This is a genomic window from Curtobacterium sp. SGAir0471 (genome assembly GCF_005490985.1).
Lineage (GTDB): Bacteria > Actinomycetota > Actinomycetes > Actinomycetales > Microbacteriaceae > Curtobacterium.
On sequence record NZ_CP027869.1, the window covers coordinates 213066 to 234316 of the forward strand.

The 21251-nt window shown below is 72.6% G+C and carries 20 protein-coding genes; 11 read left to right on the forward strand and 9 right to left on the reverse strand.

The features are described 5' to 3' along the window. Position 1: 1 nt before the first annotated feature. Positions 2-1153 carry a 23S rRNA (uracil(747)-C(5))-methyltransferase RlmC gene (gene rlmC / locus C1N91_RS01120; protein ID WP_137766238.1) on the forward strand — a complete coding sequence of 384 codons (1152 nt, stop codon included), beginning with the start codon at positions 2-4 and terminating at the stop codon, positions 1151-1153. A 361-nt stretch (positions 1154-1514) separates the two neighbouring features. Beyond that, positions 1515-2189 (forward strand): LysM peptidoglycan-binding domain-containing protein, encoded by a 675-nt coding sequence (locus C1N91_RS17080; protein WP_137766239.1) that lies wholly within the window; start codon positions 1515-1517, stop codon positions 2187-2189. 91 nt (positions 2190-2280) lie between these two features. Here the strand turns inward: C1N91_RS17080 and C1N91_RS01130 are convergent, their stop codons facing one another. Both C1N91_RS01130 and C1N91_RS01135 read right to left on the reverse strand, forming a co-directional pair. Next, positions 2281-3378: an LCP family protein gene (locus tag C1N91_RS01130; protein WP_137766240.1), complete on the reverse strand. Its 1098-nt coding sequence runs from the start codon at positions 3376-3378 to the stop codon at positions 2281-2283. Between the two features lie 68 nt (positions 3379-3446). Then, positions 3447-3845 carry a MarR family winged helix-turn-helix transcriptional regulator gene (locus tag C1N91_RS01135; protein WP_137766241.1) on the reverse strand — a complete coding sequence of 133 codons (399 nt, stop codon included), beginning with the start codon at positions 3843-3845 and terminating at the stop codon, positions 3447-3449. 86 nt (positions 3846-3931) lie between these two features. On the opposite strand from C1N91_RS01135, the gene C1N91_RS01140 reads away from it, so the two are divergent. From C1N91_RS01140 to C1N91_RS01160, 5 genes are all read left to right on the forward strand, one after another. After that, positions 3932-6061, forward strand: coding sequence for an MMPL family transporter (locus C1N91_RS01140; protein ID WP_137766242.1), 2130 nt, complete (start codon positions 3932-3934; stop codon positions 6059-6061). Positions 6062-6073: 12 nt separating this feature from the next. Continuing rightward, positions 6074-6724, forward strand: coding sequence for a GntR family transcriptional regulator (locus C1N91_RS01145; RefSeq protein WP_137766243.1), 651 nt, complete (start codon positions 6074-6076; stop codon positions 6722-6724). A 100-nt stretch (positions 6725-6824) separates the two neighbouring features. After that, entirely contained in the window at positions 6825-8321 is a 1497-nt protein-coding gene (locus tag C1N91_RS01150; protein WP_137766244.1) for an LCP family protein, read from the forward strand. 85 nt (positions 8322-8406) lie between these two features. Next, positions 8407-8985, forward strand: coding sequence for a sigma-70 family RNA polymerase sigma factor (locus C1N91_RS01155; protein WP_175415850.1), 579 nt, complete (start codon positions 8407-8409; stop codon positions 8983-8985). A 9-nt stretch (positions 8986-8994) separates the two neighbouring features. Next, positions 8995-9780, forward strand: a complete 786-nt coding sequence (locus tag C1N91_RS01160; protein WP_137766246.1) for an endonuclease/exonuclease/phosphatase family protein — start codon at positions 8995-8997, stop codon at positions 9778-9780. A gap of 43 nt (positions 9781-9823) precedes the next feature. Here C1N91_RS01160 and C1N91_RS01165 read toward each other — a convergent pair whose 3' ends face one another. Beyond that, positions 9824-10666 carry a hypothetical protein gene (locus C1N91_RS01165; protein WP_137766247.1) on the reverse strand — a complete coding sequence of 281 codons (843 nt, stop codon included), beginning with the start codon at positions 10664-10666 and terminating at the stop codon, positions 9824-9826. 159 nt (positions 10667-10825) lie between these two features. On the opposite strand from C1N91_RS01165, the gene C1N91_RS01170 reads away from it, so the two are divergent. Then, positions 10826-11767 (forward strand): SDR family oxidoreductase, encoded by a 942-nt coding sequence (locus tag C1N91_RS01170; protein ID WP_137766248.1) that lies wholly within the window; start codon positions 10826-10828, stop codon positions 11765-11767. A 140-nt stretch (positions 11768-11907) separates the two neighbouring features. Here the strand turns inward: C1N91_RS01170 and C1N91_RS01175 are convergent, their stop codons facing one another. After that, positions 11908-12225, reverse strand: coding sequence for a hypothetical protein (locus tag C1N91_RS01175; protein WP_137766249.1), 318 nt, complete (start codon positions 12223-12225; stop codon positions 11908-11910). Between the two features lie 152 nt (positions 12226-12377). On the opposite strand from C1N91_RS01175, the gene C1N91_RS01180 reads away from it, so the two are divergent. Further along, the gene (locus C1N91_RS01180; RefSeq protein WP_137766250.1) at positions 12378-13055 is read left to right on the forward strand and encodes a TetR/AcrR family transcriptional regulator; all 678 of its coding nucleotides are present in this window, start codon (positions 12378-12380) and stop codon (positions 13053-13055) included. 82 nt (positions 13056-13137) lie between these two features. Further along, entirely contained in the window at positions 13138-13332 is a 195-nt protein-coding gene (locus C1N91_RS01185) for a DUF2795 domain-containing protein (RefSeq protein WP_058727511.1), read from the forward strand. 158 nt (positions 13333-13490) lie between these two features. Here the strand turns inward: C1N91_RS01185 and C1N91_RS01190 are convergent, their stop codons facing one another. Together C1N91_RS01190 and C1N91_RS01195 are read right to left on the reverse strand one after the other, a co-directional pair. Beyond that, on the reverse strand, positions 13491-14999 hold the full coding sequence (locus C1N91_RS01190; RefSeq protein WP_137766251.1) for a threonine/serine ThrE exporter family protein: 1509 nt from the start codon (positions 14997-14999) through the stop codon (positions 13491-13493). A 140-nt stretch (positions 15000-15139) separates the two neighbouring features. After that, the gene (locus tag C1N91_RS01195) at positions 15140-15580 is read right to left on the reverse strand and encodes an OsmC family peroxiredoxin (RefSeq protein WP_058727514.1); all 441 of its coding nucleotides are present in this window, start codon (positions 15578-15580) and stop codon (positions 15140-15142) included. A gap of 206 nt (positions 15581-15786) precedes the next feature. Between C1N91_RS01195 and C1N91_RS01200 the strand changes: the two genes are divergently transcribed. After that, positions 15787-16830 carry an NAD(P)-dependent alcohol dehydrogenase gene (locus tag C1N91_RS01200; protein ID WP_137766252.1) on the forward strand — a complete coding sequence of 348 codons (1044 nt, stop codon included), beginning with the start codon at positions 15787-15789 and terminating at the stop codon, positions 16828-16830. 26 nt (positions 16831-16856) lie between these two features. On the opposite strand, the gene C1N91_RS01205 is transcribed toward C1N91_RS01200, so the two are convergent. The 3 genes from C1N91_RS01205 to C1N91_RS01215 all read right to left on the reverse strand — a co-directional run bounded on the left by C1N91_RS01205 (position 16857) and on the right by C1N91_RS01215 (position 21250). Further along, a complete protein-coding gene (locus C1N91_RS01205) occupies positions 16857-17558 on the reverse strand; it encodes a GntR family transcriptional regulator (protein WP_254678295.1) in 702 nt (233 codons plus the stop codon). Between the two features lie 109 nt (positions 17559-17667). Then, positions 17668-19332 carry an ABC transporter ATP-binding protein gene (locus C1N91_RS01210; protein ID WP_137766253.1) on the reverse strand — a complete coding sequence of 555 codons (1665 nt, stop codon included), beginning with the start codon at positions 19330-19332 and terminating at the stop codon, positions 17668-17670. Continuing rightward, positions 19316-21250 carry a gamma-glutamyltransferase family protein gene (locus tag C1N91_RS01215; protein WP_137766254.1) on the reverse strand — a complete coding sequence of 645 codons (1935 nt, stop codon included), beginning with the start codon at positions 21248-21250 and terminating at the stop codon, positions 19316-19318. Before C1N91_RS01215 ends, C1N91_RS01210 begins: the two co-directional genes overlap by 17 nt. Position 21251: the final 1 nt, after the last annotated feature.

The following is a 21251-nucleotide window of genomic DNA, read 5'->3' on the forward strand; positions in this document are numbered from 1 at the left end:
CATGCAGTGCGACTACTTCGACCGGGGGGTGTGCCGGTCGTGCACGCTCATGGGCCAGCCCTACGGCGACCAGGTGCTCGACAAGGAGATCCGCACACGCGAACTCCTGCACGACGCCGTCGAGGCCGCGGGTGGTGCCGGCGCCGTGGAGTGGCTGCCCGCGATCACCAGCCCGGAGTCCGGCTACCGGAACAAGGCGAAGATGGTGGTCGGCGGCACCGTGCAGCGTCCCACGGTGGGGATCCTCGACCACCGGCAGCGCGGCGTCGACCTGCGGCACTGCGGCATCTGCACGCCGGGCATCCAGCGGGCGCTCCCGGTCCTGGCGGACTTCATCGCCGACGCCGGGTTGATCCCGTACGACGTCGCGGCCCGTCGGGGCGAGCTGAAGTTCGTGCTCGTGACCGAGTCCCCGGACGGCGAGCTCATGGTGCGCTTCGTGCTGCGATCCGAGGGACAACTGCCCCGGCTGCGGGAGCACCTCGACCACCTGCGACGGGTGCTGCCCGAGGCGGGCGTGGTCACCGCGAACCTGCTGCCGGAGCACAAGGCGGTGACGGAGGGCGAGCGCGAGGTCGTGCTGACCGAGCAGGAGACGCTGCCCATGCGCTTCGACCGCGTCACGATGCACCTCCGGCCGCAGAGCTTCTTCCAGACGAACACGAGCGTCGCGACCCAGCTGTACGACCAGGCCGCGGCGTGGATCGACGAGGTCGCACCGGCCTCGATGTGGGACCTGTACTGCGGGGTCGGCGGCTTCGCCCTGCACGCCGCGCGCCCCGGTCGTGCCGTGACGGGGATCGAGACCAGTCGCGAGGCCATCCGGTCCGCGAAGCAGTCCGCGCGGGAGGCCGGGCTGACCGACCTCCGCTTCGCCGCCGACGACGCGACCGAGCACGCCCTCCGTGCGCGGCCGGACGCGCTGCCCGAGCTGGTCGTCGTGAACCCGCCCCGCCGGGGCATCGGCGAGACGCTCGCGACCTGGCTCGAGGAGTCCGACGTCGACCACGTCGTGTACTCGAGCTGCAACCCGGTCACCCTCGCGAAGGACCTCGCGCGCATGCCGTCGCTCCGCTTGCGGCGGGCGCGCGTACTGGACATGTTCCCGCAGACCGGTCACCTGGAGGCCGTGACGCTGCTGTCCAGGCGCTGACCAGGACGCGACCAGGCGGCGGTCGGGAGGCTCGCGGCCAGGCCGCCACGGGCCTCCCGGCCGCAGCATTGCCAGGAAACTGCCAAGGTGACGTACCCGGGTACAGACCGATCTGCGCGCCCATGGTGATCGGGGCACTCAGGAAAGCCGGTGGGGGACATACCACTCACGGGTAGAACCCATTGTCTCGGTTTGATAACAGTCACGGATTTCCTATGGTTGCCGACCAGCGCCACCGGCACGAGACCACTGCCCCCGGCGGCGCACCCCACGACACGACCGCGATCGGTCGGGGCGGGCAGTGGCGACCGGGTCCGCTCAGGCGGGCCTCGGGTCCGTGGTCCCGGTGGAGCGATCAACCATGAAGAAGCTTTCCCGTACCCGCACCATCGTCGGTGGCCTGGCGTTCGCCGGCATCGCCGCGACCGGTGTCGGCCTCGCGGCAGCGCCCGCGAACGCAGCGTCCGGCTCGACCTGGGACGCCCTCGCGCAGTGCGAGTCCGGCGGCAACTGGGCCATCAACACCGGCAACGGCTACTACGGTGGCCTGCAGTTCAACCTCGGCACCTGGCAGGCGCACGGCGGCACCGGCAACCCGGCCTCCGCGAGCCGCGAGGCCCAGATCGCCGTCGCGGAGCGCGTCCTCGCGTCGCAGGGTTGGGGCGCATGGCCGGCCTGCTCCGCGAAGCTCGGTCTGAGCGGGACGACCGGTGCCGCACCGCAGGCCGCGGCCCCGGCCGCACCGCAGCAGCAGGCCGCGCCGAAGGCGACCACGCCGTCCGCGCCGAAGGCGACCACGCAGGCGGCTCCGAAGGCGACCACGCCGGCCGCCCCGAAGGCTGCCGTGTCGAGCAAGCCGGCAGCCGTGCCGACCAGCGGCAAGACGTACACGATCCAGTCGGGCGACACGCTCGACCAGATCGCGACGAAGCTGAACATCGACGGCGGCTACATGAAGCTCTGGGCCGCGAACACGTCGACCATCGACGACGCGAACCTGATCTACGCCGGCCAGGAGCTCCAGCTCCCCGCCTGATCGACCTCCCGATCCGACGGGACCCCCGTGGCACACGTGCCACGGGGGTCTCGTGTCGCGTGCCTCGTGTCTCCTGTCCCCTGGAGCGCGTCTAGCGCGGTCGGGTGTCGAGCCAGCGCTGCAGGTCGTCCGATCGCAGTGCTGCGGAGATCGCCGAACGGTCGTGCTCGTCGAGCCGGACGAAGGACTGCCCGTCCGCGGTGGTGCCACCGCCCGCGGTCGGCATCGTGAACGTCACGAGGTCGTCCGGCCGGACCCCGCGCAGCGACCACCCGAGGCGGGCGATCGTCGCGGCGTCGAGGCCGGGGTCGACCGCGAGGTGCTCACTGGTCGCGGTGACGAACTCCTGCAGTCGGCCCGGATTCGTCAGGGTGCCGCGGGAGACGACCTGGTCGAACACCCCGCGCAGGAACGCCTGCTGGTTCCGCACGCGGGTGTGGTCGGCGTCGGCGAAGGCGTACCGCTCCCGCACGAACGCCAGGGCCTGTTCGCCGTCGAGCCGGTTCGCGCCGCGGGTGAAGTGGTGGCCACGTGCGGTGAAGTCCTGCGGGGACTGCACCGTCACCCCGCCCAGCGCGTCCGTCATGCCCGCGAACCCGGCGAGGTCGATCTCGGCGACGTGGTCGATCCGCACGTCGAGCAGCTGCTCCACCGTCTGCACCGTGAGCGGGACACCGCCCCACGAGTACGCGGCGTTGATCTTCGCCCGGCCGTGGCCCGGGATGTCGACCCACGAGTCGCGCATGATCGACATGAGGTAGACGTGCCGGCGGTCGGCCGGGACGTGGGCGAGCATCAGCGTGTCCGACCGTCCCCCCGCAGCGTGGTCGCCGTCGGGGTCGAGGCCGGAGCGGGAGTCCGACCCGATGAGCAGGATGTTCTCGGCCCCGCTCGACGGCGCAGGTCGGTCGCCGACGGGGAACGGTTCGGGGATCGCCTCGGTGTGGGTGTCGAAGCTCCGGGCCAGGCCGCCGAGGAAGGCCGCCGCGACGACCGCGAGCACGGTGGCGACACCGGCCAGGGCGCCGAGCGTGGCGAGCAGCGCGACGAGCACCGGGCGCTTCCTGCGGGCCGACACCCGAGAGTGCTTCGCCGCTGCTCGCGCTTCGGCCGCTGCTGCCTTCGCGGCGGCCCGCGCTCCGGCTGCTGCTGCTTCCGCCGCAGCTCGTGCGGCACGTCGCTCGGACATCGGGACTCCTGCGGATCGGGTCGGCCCTGCGCCGACCCGAGGAGTCTACTGCATGTGGTATTTCAATGTCACGATCGCCGAAGGACGTCGGTGAGGCGCTGTCGGAGCTCGACGTCCTCGGGCAGGACCTCACGCTCGATGTGCTGCGCGGTCTCCCACGCGCGACGACCCTCGTCGGTGACGGTCACCACGCGTCGCCGACGGTCCTCCGGGTGCGACGTCCGCTCGACCAGGCCGTCCCGCTCGGCGCGCTCGAGCGTCCGCGACATGGTCTGCGGCTGGACGCGCGCGGTCCTGGCGAGGGTGTCGGCGCCCGTCGGGCCGGTCCGGAGCAGGATGTCGATCGCGACGAGGGCTGCGTGCGTCAAGCCGACCGCCCGGAGTCGTTCGTCCCACTCGCGTTCGACGGCACGCGCGGCGGCGGAGAGCAGGCGTCCGAGGGGCCACTGCTCCGCGGGTTCGTGCATGGTGGGGAGTCTACGGGCGCGACGCCGAGGCGAGCCGCTCGCGGCAGGATAGTCAGCATGCTGACGATCGGTGTACGCTCGCCGACGTGCCCCGGTCCCTCCGCGTCGTCCTGCCCGCCCTCGTCATCCTCGCCTGGCTCGTCGTGGCCGGGATCGGCGGTCCCGTCTTCGGGAAGATCTCCGAGGTCGCCACGAACGACCAGACGTCCTTCCTGCCGGCGTCGGCGGACGCGACGCGGGTGCAGGAGCGCGCCGCGGAGTTCCGACAGGCGTCCGGGGCGCCGGCGATCGTCGTGCTCGAGCGCGACGGTGGTCTGACGCGCGACGACCTCGCGGCGGCCGACCGGATCGCCGAGGACCTCGGTGCACGGGACGACGTCCAGGGCACGAGCCCGGTGATCCCGAGCGAGGACGGCGACGCGGCCGAGATCGTCGCGACGCTGACCGAGGGTGCGGACACCGGGGACGCGGTCACGGCGATCCGGACCACGGTGGACGACGCGCTGCCCGCCGGCGTCGCGGGGTACGTCACCGGACCGGCGGGCTTCACGGCCGACCTGACCGCGGCGTTCGCGGGCATCGACGGCCTGCTGCTCGGGGTGGCGCTGGCCGCGGTGTTCGTCATCCTGGTCGTGGTCTACCGTTCGCCGCTGCTGCCGTTCCTGGTGCTCGGCACGGCGACGTTCGCACTGTGTGCCTCGATCCTCGTCGTGTACGCGCTGGCGAAGGCCGGCGTGGTGACCGTCAACGGGCAGGTGCAGGGCATCCTGTCGATCCTGGTGATCGGGGCCGCGACCGACTACGCGCTCCTCTACACGGCGCGCTACCGCGAGGCGCTCCGCGAGCACCGCACCGGCTGGGAGGCCACGCGCGCTGCACTCCGCGGGGCGTTCGAGCCGATCGTCGCCTCGGGTGGCACCGTCATCGTCGGCGTGCTCTGCCTGCTCCTGTCCGACCTGAACTCGAACAAGGCGCTCGGCCCGGTCGCGGCGATCGGGATCGCGTTCAGCCTGCTCGCCGCCCTCACCCTGCTCCCCGCCCTGCTGCTGGCGTTCCGACGAGCGGCGTTCTGGCCGCTGCGACCGACGTTCGGCTCCGGCGGTCGCCCGACGACCGGTCCGGACGCGACCGGACTGTGGGCACGGGTCGGACGGCTCGTCGCGCGACGGTCCCGGACGGTGTGGATCGTCTGCACGGTGGCGCTCCTGGCGATGGGCAGCGGACTGGTCGGGCTCCGGGCCGACGGCGTGCCGCAGAGCGACCTGGTGATCGGTGCGTCCCAGGCCCGGGACGGTCAGCGCGTGCTCGCCGACCACTTCCCCGGCGGGTCCGGCAGCCCGGCGCAGGTGATCGGCGCCGAGCGGGACCTGGACGCCCTCGTCGACGCCGTCCGCTCGGTCCGCGGGGTCGACGGCGTGGTGGCGGCATCGACCGACTCGCCGTCGGGCACGGTCCCCGTCGGAGCGGGAGCCGCCGACGGGAGCGCCGCGGGCACGGCGGAGCCGACCGTGTCGCGCGGGGACGTCCTGCTCGAGGCAACCCTCGCCGACCCCGCCGACTCCGCCGCCGCCGAGCGGACCGTCCGGGACCTGCGGGTCGCCGTCGAGCGGGTCGACCCCGACGCGGTCGTCGGCGGGGTCACCGCCACCGCCGTCGACACGAACGACACCGGGATCCGGGACCGGACGGTGATCATCCCCGTGGTGCTGGCCGTGATCCTGCTGATCCTCGTGCTGCTGCTGCGCAGCGTGGTGGCCCCGCTCGTGCTCATCGGCAGCGTCGTCGTGTCCTTCGCGGCCGCGCTCGGTGTCGGCGCGCTGGTGTTCGACCACGTCCTCCGGTTCCCCGGGGCCGACCCGTCCGTACCGCTGTACGCGTTCGTGTTCCTCGTGGCGCTCGGGGTCGACTACAACATCTTCCTCATGACCCGTGTGCGCGAGGAGTCGTTACGGCACGGGCCACGGGAAGGGGTGCTCCGCGGGCTCGCCGCCACCGGTGGCGTGATCACCTCGGCGGGCATCGTCCTTGCGGCGACCTTTGCGGCGCTCGGCGTGATCCCGATCCTGTTCCTGGCGCAGATCGCCTTCGTGGTGGCGTTCGGCGTGCTGCTCGACACCGTGGTGGTCCGTTCCCTGCTCGTGCCGGCGCTCGTGATCGACCTGGGGCGTCGCGCATGGTGGCCGTCGCGCCTCTCGCGCGCAGCCCGTCACATGTGACACGCTGGTGGCATGCCAGTCCCCTCCACGCAGCCGGCCGCCGAGCGCAAGCTGCTCCGTGACACCGTGCAGGACAAGATCCGCGACGCGATCATGGACGGCACGCTCGAGCCGGGCGAACGGCTGAACGACGACGACCTCATCGCGTGGCTCGGCGTCTCCCGGACCCCGATCCGCGAGGCACTGGCGGAACTCGCCCGAGCCGGACTGATCGAGATGGCGCCGAACCGCTACACGCGCGTCGCCGCTCCGACCAAGGACGAACTGCTCGACGCGTACCGAACGCTCGGCGTCATCTACGGCGGGGTCGTCCGGCTGGCCGTCCCGCGGTTCTCGGACGCCGAGCGCAAGCGGGTCCTCGGCGTGATCGACGACGTCCTGGCGCGCCTCGACGCCGATCGGCAGGCCGAGGTCGCACGAGAGGGTGCGGACATCTACTCGCTGTGGGCCGACGCCTGCGGCAACGCCTCGCTCGCCCAGCTGTGCCGCTCGACCACGGACGGCCTCGCGTTCCGGCTCCGGGTCCCCGAGCTCGCCGAGCTCGTCCCCACCGACGTGGTGCGCCCCGAGCTCGTGAAGCTCCGCGACGCGGTGGCCGCGGGCGAGCCCATCGCCGCCGAGCTCGCGATGGAGGCGATCCACCTCCTGCCGACGCGCGACTGAGCGGATCCCGCGGGCCGGGCTGGTCCCGCACGTACAGCGTCGACCAGGAACCCCCAGGGATCTCCCTGTCCGATCCGCGCTGTGCCGTTATGGTTTCCGGGTGAGCATCGAACCCGAGCAGACGACGCGCCGTGCCCGCCGCGGCCACGTGCCGCCGCGCCACGGGCGCCAGAAGCGCGGAGGCGGGGTGGTCCTGCCGGCGATAGCCGGTGTGCTCGCCATGGGTCTCGCGCTGACCGGCGGCTACGTCGCGTTCGCGTACACGAGCCTGAACAACGGCGTGACGAAGATCGATGCGATCAGCCCGCGGTCGAAGGACGACGCTGACGACGTGGACGGTCAGGCGCAGAACATCCTGCTCGTCGGTGACGACCACCGCCCGGACAACGCTACGCCGGAGGAGATGGCGGAGCTGAGCACCGAGTCCGACGGTGGTGCGACGAACACCGACACGATGATCGTCCTGCACATCAACGCCGACGGGACCCAGGCGACGATGATCTCGTTCCCGCGTGACTCCTACGTCTCGATCCCCGGCGTCGGCAAGGGCAAGCTCAACAGCGCGTTCTACTACGGCACGCTCAACGGCGGTGGCGACACCGGCGGCGCGAAGCTGCTCATCCAGACGATCCAGGACCTCAGCGGTCTGACGATCGACCACTACGTCCGGGTGTCGCTGCTGGGCTTCTACCAGGTGGTCAAGGAGCTCGGGCCGGTCGAGGTCTGCCTGAACAACCCGGTGAAGGACCCCTACTCCGGCGTCGACCTGCCGGCGGGCACCTCGGAGCTGGACGCCAAGCAGGCACTGTCCTTCGTCCGCCAGCGGCACGGGCTGCCGAACGGCGACCTCGACCGCAACGTGCGTCAGCAGTACTTCCTGTCGCAGGAGGCGCGCAAGGTGCTCTCCGCCGGCACCCTGCTCAACCCGATCAAGATGAACAACATCCTCAGCGCCGTCGGCGGCTCCATTCAGACGGACACCGACCTGGTCTCCCTCGCGACGCAGATGCGGAACCTGCGGCCCGGCAACATCCAGTCGGCGACGATCCCGACGCTCGGCACCCCGACCATCTCGACGAGGTCGGGCCCGCTCTCCATCGTCGAGGTCGACACCGTCGGACTCCCCACCTTCGTGCAGGGCCTGGTGGGCGAGCCGGAGGAGTACACGAAGGCGACGGCCGCCGAGCCCGCAGCGACGACCGTGACCGTGCTCAACGGCAGCGGGGTCTCGGGCGCCGCCGCGACCGCCACCGCGAACCTGACCGCGCGCGGGTTCCAGGTCGGGACGCCCGGTTCGTCCGACACGACGCAGAAGACCCAGGTGCAGTACCCCGCCGGACAGGAGGCGCAGGCCAAGGCCGTCGCGGCGGTGGTGCCCGGAGCGGTCGCGGTGCGGTCCGCCTCGGTCACCGGCGTCACGCTCGTCCTCGGGTCCGACGGTGTCACCGTCACCGCACCGGCCACGCCCGGCGACGCCGCCCCGGCCCCGGCCGAGGAGTCGCCCTCGGCCGAGGCGTCGCAGCCGACGGAGCCGGAGCCCGCGCCGAGTTCGACGGACGTGAAGAACTACGGCCAGGAAGGCGTCTGCATCAACTGACAGACGGCCGACAGTGGGCTGCCGATCCCTCGACAGCCGGGCGTCGGAGTTGCCGATCGTCAGGACCGGCATGTGGAATGTCACGGTGCACGATGACCTGCTCCACCGCCGCGATGAGGAACGACAGCTGCTGCTCGACGTCGCCGCGGGGGACCGTGTGGCGTTCACCAGACTCCACGACCGGTTCCGCCCGCTGGTCGAACACTGGGTCCGGCACCACGTCGTCGACCGGTGGCAGTCGGAGGAGGTCGTGCAGGACGTCCTCCTCGAGCTCTGGCGCATCGCCGACCGCTACGACCCCCGCCACCCACCGGTGTCCTGGATCCGGATGATCGCGCAGCGGCGGGCGATCGACCGTGTCCGGAAGGCCGAGGCGGACCGGCAGCGGGACGCCCGCGTCGGAGCCCGGTACGCCGACGCCGTCGACCACGCATCCGTCGAGCGGGCCGAGGGCGTGCTCGAGCGCGAGTCGCTGCGGCGGGCGGTCGCGGCCCTGCCCGCGCGGCAACGTGAGGCGGTCGTGCTCCGGCACCTCGCGGAGCTGAGCGGCCCCGAGCTCGCCGAGCGCCTCGGCGTCCCCGTCGGTACGGCGAAGACCCGGGCGCGGGACGGCGTCCTGGCGTTGCGCCGGATCCTGGGGCGGTCGGGGGTCGCCGGTCGGTAGGTTCGACCGGTGAGCCACGTCGCACGTCCGATCACCCTGATGACCTACAACGTGAAGAACCCGGACCCGCGGCACGACTGGCCGGCGCGACTGCCGCTGGTGCTCGACGTCATCCGTCGGCACGACCCGGACGTCCTGTGCGTGCAGGAGGCGTTCGACCACCAGATGGACGCGCTGCGCGAGGGGCTGCCGGACCACGACGCGGTGGGCCAGGGCCGCGAGGGCGGAACCGCGGGGGAGCACGCCGCGGTCTTCTTCCGCCGTGATCGGCTCCGTCCCGTCGACGTCGGGACGTTCTGGTTCTCGGACACCCCGGATGAACCGGTGTCGAACACCTGGGGGAGCCTGTACCCGCGCGTCGCCAACCACGCCCGGTTCCTCGACGCCGAGGGCGCAGCCTTCACGCTGCTCACCGCGCACTTCGACCACGAGGAGAACGAGCACGGGGACGAAGTCCGTCGCCGCAGTGCGGCCCTGGTCGTCGAGCGGCTCGCACCGGTCGGGGGTCCGGTCGTGTTCGCGGGCGACTGCAACGAGCCGTGGGGTGCGGGTCCGGCGACCCGGGTCTTCGCCGACGCCGGCTACCGGGACGCCTGGAGCGATGCCGGGGACCCGGCCGACCGTACGGCGTCCTTCAACGGCTGGCAGGAGCCAGTGGACTCGGGCGAGCGGATCGACTGGGTGCTGACCCGCGGCCAGGTCACGGCCGAGCGCGTGGTGATGGACCACGACGGCCCCGAGACCTGGGCGGCGAGCGACCACTTCCCGGTCGTGGCGACCCTTCGCGTGGGCTGATCGGCCGGGATCGTGCCCGGGCACCCGCTGCGAGCGGGTCGCGTCAGCAGGAGCGTCGTGCGTGGACCGGCATCGGGGAGCCGATGACCGTGACCTCGGTGTCGTTCGTCAGCGCCGAGACGCCGTTCGTGCCCTGCTCGTCGTCCGCGCCCTGCTCGTCCTTCGTGCCCTGATCGTCGGCCTGGCCGTCGGCCTGGTCGTCCGCCTGCGACGAGCCGTCGCCGTACTCGGCACGCGGGCCGTCCGGCGTCGCGCCGTCCTCGTCCGGTACCCAGCCGGCCTCGAGCAGCAGCTGCCACGCCTGCGAGTCCCCGGACCCGAACGAGACCTTGTCGGCACGAGGGGCCGCGTCGAGTTCGTCGGACACGTCGTCGCCGACCTGCACGCCGTCCGGCCCGGTGAGCTCGACGCGGTCGCCGGCGCGGCTCCGGACCGAGTCCCGCAGGACACGGATCTCGACCGCGTTGCCCACCGAGGACGGGGTGTCGAGCGCCGCGACGCGGACCGCGCCGCCCCAGGTGTAGGTGGTCCCCGCCGGGAAGCACGCACCGCCGTCGCCGACCGCGGTCTGCGTGCGCGACGGGGTGCCGAGCAGGCGGTTGAGCAGCGAGACGGTCGACCTGGCATCGCGCATCGGGACGTCCGCGACGATGGCGTCGCCGTGACGGAGGACCAGGGACTCGGCATCGAGCTCGACGGTGTCGACCCGGCGGAGTTCGCGGTCGGTGACCCGCACCAGCGGCTGCGCCGAGCTGGTGACGTCGCTGCGGTCCTCGGCAGCCGCGGCCGGTGCCGCACCCCCGGGAGCCGTGACGTCGGACCCGACCGTGCCGGCCGCGAAGGCGAGCGCAGCAGCGCCGAGCGCGAGCAGGGTACGGGGAGTCACCAGTCGACCGTACGACGAGCACCCGGACAGGACGACAGGTGTTACCGAATCGCAGCCCGCTCGTCACGTGTTCGTGATCTTGGGGATGTGTCACGAAGAGCCCCACGGGGGACACCTCGCTGGACGGACGAGCGTGTCTGGGTGCGTACCGTCCAGGCCATGACGGAGCAGCAGAACGACCAGACGGGGCCCGGACACTCGGGGCTGGACCAGTACTCGATGCAGGACCCCACCGCGATGTACGCGGACAAGAAGCCGGACGAGCAGTACCTGCAGGGCGCCGGCACCGACGAGGAGATGGCGAAGAACGTCCCCGCTGACCACGGCGAGGACACCTACCGCGGCTCGGGCCGCCTGGAGGGTCGCAAGGCGCTCGTCACCGGCGGTGACTCGGGCATCGGCGCGGCGGTCGCCATCGCCTACGCCCGCGAGGGTGCCGACGTCGCCATCGTGTACCTGCCCGAGGAGCAGGAGGACGCCGACCGCATCGTCGGGCTCATCGAGGCGGCCGGTCGGAAGGCCGTCGCCATCCCCGGTGACATCAAGGACCTGGCGTTCTGCGAGGAGCTCGTCCAGACGGCCGTCGACGGCCTCGGCGGACTCGACATCCTGGTCAACAACGCCGGCAAGCAGCAGAACGTGGACGACATCACGAAGATTTCGGACGAGGAGTTCGACGAGACCTTCAAGACGAACGCCTACGCGACGTTCCGCATCACCAAGGCGGCTGTCCCGCACCTGCAGCCGGGCTCGACGATCATCAACACCACGTCGATCCAGGCCTACGCGCCGTCGCCGCACCTCGTGCACTACGCCGCCACGAAGGCGACCGTGAACAACATGGCGAAGGGCCTCGCCGCGCAGCTCGCGCCGAAGGGCATCCGCGTCAACGCCGTCGCTCCCGGGCCGATCTGGACCCCGCTGCAGCCGGCCGGTGGCCAGCCGCCGGAGGCGCTGCCCTCTGCGGGCGAGCAGACCTACCTCGGCCGCTGGGGCCAGCCCGCCGAGCTCGCGCCGGCGTTCGTCTTCCTGGCGAGCGGCGAGTCGTCCTACGTGGTCGGCGAGACGCTCCACGTCGACGGCGGCATGCCGACGCCGTAGACGCGAGGGGTCACGGACGGGCGCGCCCCGCTCGGCGGCAACGCGGAGCGTTGTGCGGGGCGCGCCCACCGAGCCTGCGAGGGCGGACGGTGCCGGCTGGCACCGCGCCTCCCGTCTGCAGTCGGGTGCGTCGCCACCTGTCAGCAGGCGACGGACCGCGCCATCCGCTCAAGCAGCTCCCGTGCCGACATCGCGGCGGTCAGCTCGACCTCGACCGGGTTGATCCCGATCGCGCGTTCGAACGCCCGGCGACGGGCCTGGTCGGCGATCGGGACCTCGGGCCGCTGCGGCAGGCGCGCGATCGCCCGCGCCGCCGCATCGAAGGCGCCGACGGGGGAGCCGAGCTGCTCCCACATCGTCCGGACGTCGTGTGCGACCTGTTCGTCGTCGCCGCCGAACTCGAAACCGGCCGATGCCATGGTGGCGAGTCCCTGTGCGACGGGGTCCTGCGGGTCCATCCCGGCATGGTCCCACGGAACGCCCGGGCCGCGCTGGGGTCGGACACTTGTCCCCCGACATGCCGACACCCGGACCGGGGATGTCGTGTCCCCCGACACTGCGGTTGGATCAGGGGTGCGGACAGGACGTCCGCCGCACGACGGAGGGCACGATGCTCGAACACACCAGCGCGGACACGCAGGCGGCAGCCGCCGCGGCCGCCACCCTGCACCTGCGGATCACCATCGTCGGCGCGACCGTCGACCTCCTCCGTGACGTCCCGTTCCACGAGGCCCACGTCGGCATGGTCGCCGACCGGATGGGCATCACGACCGAGGAACTCCGTCAGCACTTCCCGTCCTGGGACGGCCTCGTGCTCGCCGCGGTCGACCGGTGGAACGGCGCTCGTCTCGAGGAGGTCGCGCACGAGGTCGGCGACGGCCCCACGGTCGACCTGCTGCGCGCGATCGTCGCCTCGAACGCCGAGGACCCCGCGCTCATGCGGCTGCTCGTCGCGCTCCTCTCCGTCGCGGGCAACCCCGAGCACCCGATGTCCACCTACCTGCGGTCGCGCTACCAGCTGTTCTTCTCGCAGATCCGGCGCGGGCTCGAGCACGACATCGCCGTCGGCCGTGCGCCGCACACGATGGAACCGCGACGCGGCGCTGAGCAGCTCATCGCACTCTACGAGGGGCTCCAGCTGCAGGCGATGCTGCGCCCGGACCTCGACCTCGTGCCGGCGTTCGACCGGGCCGTCGCGCGCCTCGAGCGCGGGTGGATGGAACGCTACGAGCCGCAGGCCGCGCAGCGGTTCTCGCAGTGGAGCGACGGCGGCAGCTGGGAGATCTGACGCCTGGCCGCCAGGCGCGTCCGCCGAGTCGGCCCGGAGCAGCCCCGGCGTAGTCGTGGAGGCTCCGACGGAAGGAACCGACATGGCAGCACCGAACCCGATCCAGGTCCAGAAGTACCTCAGCGGCATCGACTACCCGGCCTCGAAGGACGACATCGTGGCGACCGCCGAGAAGGAGGACGCCCCCGGTGACGTCCTCGAGGCGCTCAAGGGCATCCCGGACGGCGACTACGACGCGCCCACCGCGGTGACGAAGGCCGTCTCCGACAAGGGCTGATCGCGCGCTCGCGCGGCGACCGAGCCCGCGAGAGTCCCGCGAAAGCGACAGTGCACGTCCGACGATCGGTCGTGCACTGTCGCTTTCGCGGAACGGACCGGCGTGAATGGACCGGCCGGAGCACACGCGGCGAGCGCACGGCCGACGTCCCAGCGGGCTCAGCGCGGGCGGTGTCCCCGCGGGACCGAGCCGTTGCCCGGGTCGTACCCGGTGTCCCGCAGCACGGGGATCGCGGTCGTGTCGTTGTGGACCGAGTGCACCGTGACCCGGCGTGCACGCCGCAGGGCCCGCCGCGCGCCCGGGGTCGCCACGAGGCCGCCGAGCACCAGGCCCGCTCCGATGCCGAGCGCAACCGAGACGGCCGCCACGAAGTCGAGCGCGGCACCGGAGGACCCGGACATGAAGTTGAGCAGCGCGTTCGACACCGCGACACCGGGCAGCAGCGCACCGCAGAACGCCGGCACCGCGATCGCCGCGACCGCCGTGCGCATCCGCGCTGCCGCAATGGTGGACAGCACGCCGAGCAGCACCGAGGCGATGAATGTCGCCCCGAGCAGCGGCATCCCGAGGTGCCGGAGCTCCCAGAGGAACGCTCCAGCGGCGACCGAGAACACCACCGCCACCGGGATCACCCGGGCGCTGGCCTGTTGCACGAAGCAGTTCGCCGCAGCCGACACGACCGTGAGCGACAGGGACGCCCAGAGCGGCAGTGGCTGCAGGACGATGCCGGAGGGGTCGACCTCGATCCGGAGCCACTGCAGCACCGCGATGCCCGCCGGCACCCCGACGACGATCGCGGCGATCACGAGCACGATGTAGAACGCCCGTGCCACGGCCATCGCCCGGAAGCCGGAGATCGCGTCCTGCGCCCAGGTGACGAGCGACACGTGCGGCAGCAGCAGGACGACGAGCGCGGCGACCATCGTGGCCGCACCGGTCGCCGTGAGCACGTCGGCCCAGATCGCCAGCGTGCCGATCGCCGAGGCGACCGCAGCCTGGGCCCCCGAGACGAAGAACTGCGGGAACCCCCGACCGGTCAGCCAGCGACCGGACAGGATGATCCCGAGCATGAGCACGAAGGCGCCGACGCCGGCCCGCCAGCCTCCACCGGCCTGCATCGCGATCGAGGTACCGAGCACCGAGAGTCCGACGTCGGCGAGCCACGACGGCCACCGGCTCGGCAGGCGCAGCACCGCCACGAGGGCGTTCACCGCGCTCGTCATGTCGCGTTCGCCGTGCACCAGGTCGTCGACGATCTGGTTCGCCCGCGCGAGCCGATCGAGGTCGGAGCCGTCCGACTGCACGGTCCGAACCTTGACGAGCGGCGGGTGGTCGGAGGGGGCGTACTGGATCGTCACCGAGCTGCCGGAGAAGTCGAGGTCGAGCGGCGCCAGGTTCCACTTCGTGGACACCGCGACGACGGCGGTCTCGACGCTGCGGGTGTCCGCGCCCGAGGCGAGCATGACCTCTGCCAGGTCGAGGCAGAAGTCGACGATCTGCACGGGCGAGTACTGCTCACGCGGGCGGGTGTCGGGGGTGACGTCCTCGTAGATCGTGCCGCGCAGCCGGGCTCGGGCGTCCCGGATGTCGTGCTGTGCGAGGTTGCGGACGCGCGGCCGGGGTGGACGCCCGGGCCGCGGGACGCCGGGGAGGAACTGCTCGGCCATCCGTCAATGGTGCCAGCCGTGCACGCCCGAGTCCGGACGTCGGCTGGACGCGACCGACCGACGGACGGACGGGAGGCGCGGTGCCAGCTGGCACCGCGCCTCCCGTCCGTCAGGTGGTGACGTCCCGTGGGACGTGACGACTACTGCTCGAAGGTCGCCTTGAGCTCGATGTCGACACCGGTGAGCGCCTTGGAGACCGGGCAGGTCGCTTTGGCCTCGTCGGCGGCCTTGAGGAAGGCGGCCTCGTCGATGCCGGAGACCTCGCCGTTGACGGTGAGGGTGATGCCGGTGAGCTTGAAGCCGCCCGCGCTGTCCGGGCCGAGCGAGACGTCGGCCTTGACGTCGAGCGCCTCGACGGTGCCGCCGGCCTCGCCGAGGATGGCCGAGAACTGCATCGCGTAGCAGGCCGAGTGGGCCGCGGCGATGAGCTCCTCGGGGCTGGTGGTGCCACCGGCCTCGTCCGCGGCGCGCTTCGGGAAGGAGACGTCGTAGGTGCCGACCTTCGAGCTCGACAGCTCGACCTGGCCGGAACCGTCGTTGAGGCCGCCGTGCCAGGCGGTGCGTGCGGTGCGCGTGGGCATACCCGCTCCTTTCGTTGGGGGAGGCCCTGTTCAGGACCGTCGCCAGTCAACCGGAGAACGACCGTTCTCGCAACCGGCTCTCGGTGAGTACGCAGGGAGGGTGGCCGCTCCGCGCTCGACCGGCACGAGAACGGTTCGAGTGGTGTGAGCGACGCTTGTCGCGCTGAACGACAGGCGTAGTCTGAGCGGGTCGAAGGAGGACCCCCATGCACGCCGTCGTGTTCGAGCAGTACCAGACGTTCCCCGTCCTGACCGAGGTCGAGAAGCCCGAACCGGGACCGGGGGAGGTGCTCCTCAGGGTCGCCGGCGCCGGGGCGTGTCACTCCGACGTCGCGGTCTACCGCGAGTTCCGGGAAGGACAGCCGGGTGCACAGGCGCCGGGCTTCGTGCTCGGTCACGAGAACTCGGGATGGGTGGAGTCCGTCGGCGACGGCGTGACCGGCTTCACGGAGGGCGACGCGTACCTCGTCTACGGACCGGTCGGCTGCGGGCACTGCTCGTACTGCTCGAAGGGCCAGGACACCTACTGCGAGAACGCTGCGACCAACCCCTACGCCGCCATCGGCCTCGGTCGGGACGGGGGCATGGCCGAGTACGTGTCCGTGCCGGCCCGGAACCTCGTGGCGCTCGGGGACGCCGACCCGATCGCTGCCGCACCGCTGAGCGACGCAGGCCTCACGCCGTACCACGCGATCAAGGCCGCGCTGCCGAACCTGGCGGGTGGCGGGCGGTACGCGCTCGTGGTCGGACTCGGTGGCCTCGGGCAGATCGCCGTGCAGATCCTCACGGCCCTGACCGGTGCGACCGTGATCGCGACCGACACGAAGCAGTACGCGATGGACCGCGCTGCGGCTCGTGGAGCGGTGACCGTCCCGGCCGGCCCAGACCAGGCGGCTGCGATCCGCGAGCTCACCGGCGGTCGGGGCGTCGACGCGGCGTTCGACTTCGTCGGGGCGACGCCGACGATCGCGACCGCGAAGGCCTCGATGGCGATCGGCGGGCGACTCACGGTCGTCGGGATCGCCGGCGGCACGGTCGAGTGGAACTTCTTCTCGACGCCGTACGAGTCGACGATCACGAACACGTACTGGGGCACGATCGAGGACCTGCACGAGGTCGTCGCGATGTACCGCGCCGGGCAGATCGAGCCCGACGTCGAGCGGTTCGCACTGTCCGACGCGCTCGAGGCCTACCGGAAGCTCGAGGCCGGGGAGCTGTCCGGCCGCGCGGTGGTCGTGCCGACGCTCTGAGTGTCAGCGCGGGCGGGGGCGCCTGCTCAGACGGTGGGGCCCGCGGAGCGCAGGGCGTCGGCCTGCTCCGGGGACGTGCGTGCCGCGTAGCCGATGCGGCTCTCGCGCACGTGCCACGCCATCCGCTCGGCCGCGGCCTCGACGTCCCCGGCATCGATCGCCGCGAGGATGCGCCGGTGGTCGGGCCACAGCCGCTTGCCCCGCGACGAGGTGTCGAGCGCGTAGAGCCACTCGATCTTCCGCGAGAGCTGGCGGAGCAGGGTCGCGAGCGTCGAGCTGCCGGAGAGCTCGGCGACGAGCAGGTGGAAGCGCTCGTTGAGGTCGACGAGCAGGTCGAGTTCGTCCCGCTCGACGGCCGCGTCCCCCTCGTCGAGGACGACGCCGAGCTCGCGGCGCACGCGCCACCAGTCCTCGGGCGGGGCGTCGGCCGCGAAGAGCGTCCGGGCCCGGGTCGCGGCCCGCCGGGCGGTGGCGGTCTCGAGCGACTCGCGGACCGCGAACAGGTCGTCGGCCTCGTCGAAGGGGATGTCGGCGATCCGCGAGCCCACGTTCGGTCGCGAGACGACGAAGCCCTCGCCCTCGAGCCCCCGGAGTGCCTCGCGGACCGGCACCCGGGAGACCCCGTGGCGCTCCGCGAGGAACGCCTCGGTCACCCGGGTGCCCGGTTGCAGGGCGCCGGTGACGATGTCGTGGCGGATGGCGTCGATGACGCTCGTCCCGTTCAGCACGGTGCCGATCGTGCCACACCGCGTCGGTCGGCGGCCCGGGGACGCGTCACGCAGCCGCCCCGGCCAGCGCCTTGCCCCCGAGGATGCCGCATCGCGTCGAGCAGGTCCGTCACGCAGCCGCCTCGGCGAGGCTCCGACCCGGGATCGCGTCGAGCAGGTCCTTCGTGTACTGCTCCTGCGGGTCGTCGAACACCGCCGCGACGCTGCCCCGCTCGACGACCTCGCCCCGGCGCATCACCACGACGTCGTCGGCGATCCGTCGGACCACCCCGAGGTCGTGCGTGATGAACAGGTAGCTCAGCCCGAGTCGGTCCTGCAGTTCCTCGAGCAGCGCCAGGATCTGCTCCTGCACGAGCACGTCGAGCGCCGAGACCGCCTCGTCGAGGATGATGAGCTCCGGTTCGAGCGCCAGCGCCCGGGCGATCGCGACGCGCTGCCGCTGCCCGCCGGACAGCTCGTTCGGCCGGAGCTGCGCGACCTCGCGGGGGAGCGCGACCTGGTCGAGCAGCGTCGCGACCCGCTCGGTGCGCGACGCCCGGTCGCCGATGCCGAACACCCGCAGGGGCTCGTCGATGATCCGCTCGATGGTGGAGGTCGGATCGAGTGACCCGTACGGGTCCTGGAACACCGGCTGCACCCGTCGACGGATCTCCCGCCGCTCGGCACCACGCGCGGTCCCGATCGAATTGCCGTCCACCAGCGCGGTGCCGGACGTCGGTGTCTCGAGCCCGAGCACGATCCGCGCCACGGTCGTCTTGCCCGAGCCGGACTCACCGACCACCGCGGTGGTCGTGCCCCGCCGGACGGCGAAGGACACCCCATCGGCGGCCTTCAGCGTCCCCGCGCCCCGGCCGCGGAGCTTGTACTCCTTCACCAGGTCGGACACGACGAGGATCGGCTCGCCGGCGCTGACCGGCTCCGGTGCCACCCCGGACAGGGCGGGGGCCGCGGCGATGAGGCGCTTCGTGTACTCGTGCTGCGGGTCGCGGAGGATCGCCTCCGGAGCGCCCTGCTCGACGATGTCGCCGTCGAGCATCACGACGACGCGGTCGGTCCGGTCGGCCGCGACCCCGAGGTCGTGCGTCACGAACAGCAGCGTCGTGCCGTGCTGGTCGACCAGGGTCTGCAGGTGGTCGAGGATCTGGCGCTGCACCGTCACGTCGAGGGCGCTGGTCGGCTCGTCGGCGATGAGCAGCTCGGGCTGTCGGGCGAGCGCGACGGCGATCAGGATGCGCTGCCGCATGCCGCCGGAGAACTCGTGCGGGAACTGGTCGGCCCGTCGGGAGGCCTCGGGGATGCCGGCTTCGGTCATGAGTTCCACGACCCGCTGCCGGATCGCCGCACGTCCTCGGAGCCCGCCGGCCCGCAGCGCGTCGGCGATCTGTGCACCGACCCGCATCGACGGGTTGAGGTTCGTCGACGGGTCCTGCGGCACGAGGCCGATCCGCCCGCCCCGGACGCGTCGCATGAGCGCCTCGTCGGCGTGGGCGATGTCGTCGTCGCCCAGTCGGATCCCGCCGCCGGTGATGTGCCCGGCACCCGGCAGCAGCCGCAGCAGCGCCGCGATGAGCGTCGACTTGCCCGAGCCGGACTGGCCGACGATCGCGACGCGCTCGCCGCGGCGGACGTCGAGGTCGACGCCGTGCAGCACCTCGCGGTCGCCGAACGCGACCCGCAGGTCACGCACGGAGAGCAGGGTGTCGGCTCCGGTGTCGGCCGGAAGGCGCGGTGCGGCCCCGGTGGTCGTCGTCACGTTCTCAGCGTCCTGCGGCATAGCCCTGTGCTCCTCGCGGGTTGGCGGCGGCGCCCAGGACGCCGGTGTCGGGGTCGCGCGTCACGCACGACAGGCGGCCGAGCGACCAGTCGCCGGCCCGGGTGACGACGTGGCCGAGCTCCTCGAGCCCGGTGATGACCTCGTCGCACAGACGGTCCTCGACGACGAGGCCGCCAGGGGTCCAGGTGCGGGGCCAGAACGACCCCGGGAACGACGTCGTGTGCAGCGCGGGGGCGTCGATCGCCTGCTGCGGGGTCCACCCGCCGACGATCGTGCGGAGCAGGAACAGCAGCTGCCACTGGTCCTGCTGGTCGCCGCCCGGGCTGCCCATCGCCACGACGGGCTCGCCGTCCCGGAGCACGAGCGTCGGCGTGAGGGTCGTGCGGGGCCGGGCGCCGGGGGTCAGCGTGGACGCCGTGCCCTCCTCGAGCCAGGTCATCTGCATGCGGGTGCCGAGGCAGAACCCCAGCTCGGGGATCGTCGGCGAGGACTGCAGCCACCCGCCGGACGGCGTCGCGCTGACGATGTTGCCCCAGCGGTCGACGACGTCGATGTGGCACGTGTCGCCGCGGGTCTCGCCGGTCGCCATCACGATCGGCTCGCCACGGTCCTCGTGCACGGCGTCGTCCTCGGCGGGGACGGCCACGGCGTCGGGCGTCGGTGCGTCCCCGCGGGCGCCCGGCACGGTCGGCTCGCCGATGCCGGCGATCGGCTCGCCGCCCGGCGTGTAGGTCACGCGGAGTGGCGGCAGCGCACCGGCCGGCACCGAGACCGTACCCGGGCGGAGCTCGTGCGAGGCGCGGTCGCCGATCAGGGCGCGACGTTCGTCTGAGTACGCGTCGGACAGGAGCTCGGCCATCGGGACGTCGCCGTCGCCGTAGTACGCCTCGCGGTCCGCCAGCGCGAGCTTCTGCGCCTCGGCGATCGTGTGCGCGCCGAGCACGGTGGACGGGTCGAGCCGCTCGTCGTCGAGCGGGTCGAGCAGGCGGAGGGTCTGCAGGAGCGCCGGACCCTGGCCCCACGGTCCGGTCTTCGCGATCGTGTGCCCGCGGAACTCGGCGGTCGTCGCGGGCTCGGTCGACGCGCGGAACGCAGCCAGGTCGCTCGCCCGGATGACGCCGGCGTGGTCGGTCCCGGACGCGTGCCGGTGCGGGGCGCGGACGAAGGCGTCGATCGCCTGCGCGACGGAGCCCTCGGCCCACTCGGTGCGGGCGGCCGCGATGCGCGCGACGCGCGCGGCTGCGGTGTCGTCACCCGCGGTGTCGTCTCCCGTCGTGGCACCGGACCCGGCCTGCACGAGCCGTTCCAGGACCGCGGCGTAGGCCTCGTTGCGCACCATCGTCCCGGGGACCGGCACCGAGCCTCCCGGCAGCCACCGGTCGGCGGAGGACGGCCAGTGGTCGCGGAACAGGTCCTGCACGGTCGCGATCGTGGCGACCACCCGCGGTGCGACGGGGTGGCCGTCGCGGGCGTACCCGATCGCGGGGGCGAGCACGTCGGCGAGCTCCCACGTGCCGTGCTCGGCGAGGAGCAGCAGCCACGCGTCGACGGCGCCGGGCACGGCGGCCGCCAGGGCGCCCGCTCCCGGGACGAGGTCGAGGCCCTCGGAGCGGAAGTGCTCCGGCGTCGCGCCCGCCGGGGCCGGCCCCTGGCCCATCAGGACGGTCGGGGCCTTGTCGGAGGCCGTGGCGAAGACGGCGGTCACGTCACCCCCGGGTCCGTTCAGGTGCGGTTCGACGACGTGCAGCACGAAGGCGCCGGCGACGGCGCCGTCGAAGGCGTTGCCGCCGCGCTCCAGGACCGACTGCGCCGTCGCGGTCGCGATCCAGTGCGTCGACGCGGCCATGCCGAAGGTGCCCTGCAGGTCCGGCCGGGTGGTCTCCGCCGGAGGGGTGGTGAAGGCGGGGTTGGTGCTCATG

Excerpts from the sequence above, each read along its gene's own strand:
- C1N91_RS01210 (WP_137766253.1), bottom strand. The coding sequence starts at position 19,332 with ATGCCGCAGGACGCTGAGAACGTGACGACGACCACCGGGGCCGCACCG.
- C1N91_RS01200 (WP_137766252.1), top strand. The coding sequence starts at position 15,787 with ATGCACGCCGTCGTGTTCGAGCAGTACCAGACGTTCCCCGTCCTGACC.
- C1N91_RS01215 (WP_137766254.1), bottom strand. The coding sequence starts at position 21,250 with ATGAGCACCAACCCCGCCTTCACCACCCCTCCGGCGGAGACCACCCGG.
- C1N91_RS01130 (WP_137766240.1), bottom strand. The coding sequence starts at position 3,378 with ATGTCCGAGCGACGTGCCGCACGAGCTGCGGCGGAAGCAGCAGCAGCC.
- C1N91_RS01190 (WP_137766251.1), bottom strand. The coding sequence starts at position 14,999 with ATGGCCGAGCAGTTCCTCCCCGGCGTCCCGCGGCCCGGGCGTCCACCC.
- C1N91_RS01195 (WP_058727514.1), bottom strand. The coding sequence starts at position 15,580 with ATGCCCACGCGCACCGCACGCACCGCCTGGCACGGCGGCCTCAACGAC.
- C1N91_RS01135 (WP_137766241.1), bottom strand. The coding sequence starts at position 3,845 with ATGCACGAACCCGCGGAGCAGTGGCCCCTCGGACGCCTGCTCTCCGCC.
- C1N91_RS01180 (WP_137766250.1), top strand. The coding sequence starts at position 12,378 with ATGCTCGAACACACCAGCGCGGACACGCAGGCGGCAGCCGCCGCGGCC.
- rlmC (WP_137766238.1), top strand. The coding sequence starts at position 2 with ATGCAGTGCGACTACTTCGACCGGGGGGTGTGCCGGTCGTGCACGCTC.
- C1N91_RS01145 (WP_137766243.1), top strand. The coding sequence starts at position 6,074 with ATGCCAGTCCCCTCCACGCAGCCGGCCGCCGAGCGCAAGCTGCTCCGT.
- C1N91_RS01175 (WP_137766249.1), bottom strand. The coding sequence starts at position 12,225 with ATGGACCCGCAGGACCCCGTCGCACAGGGACTCGCCACCATGGCATCG.
- C1N91_RS17080 (WP_137766239.1), top strand. The coding sequence starts at position 1,515 with ATGAAGAAGCTTTCCCGTACCCGCACCATCGTCGGTGGCCTGGCGTTC.
- C1N91_RS01185 (WP_058727511.1), top strand. The coding sequence starts at position 13,138 with ATGGCAGCACCGAACCCGATCCAGGTCCAGAAGTACCTCAGCGGCATC.
- C1N91_RS01170 (WP_137766248.1), top strand. The coding sequence starts at position 10,826 with ATGACGGAGCAGCAGAACGACCAGACGGGGCCCGGACACTCGGGGCTG.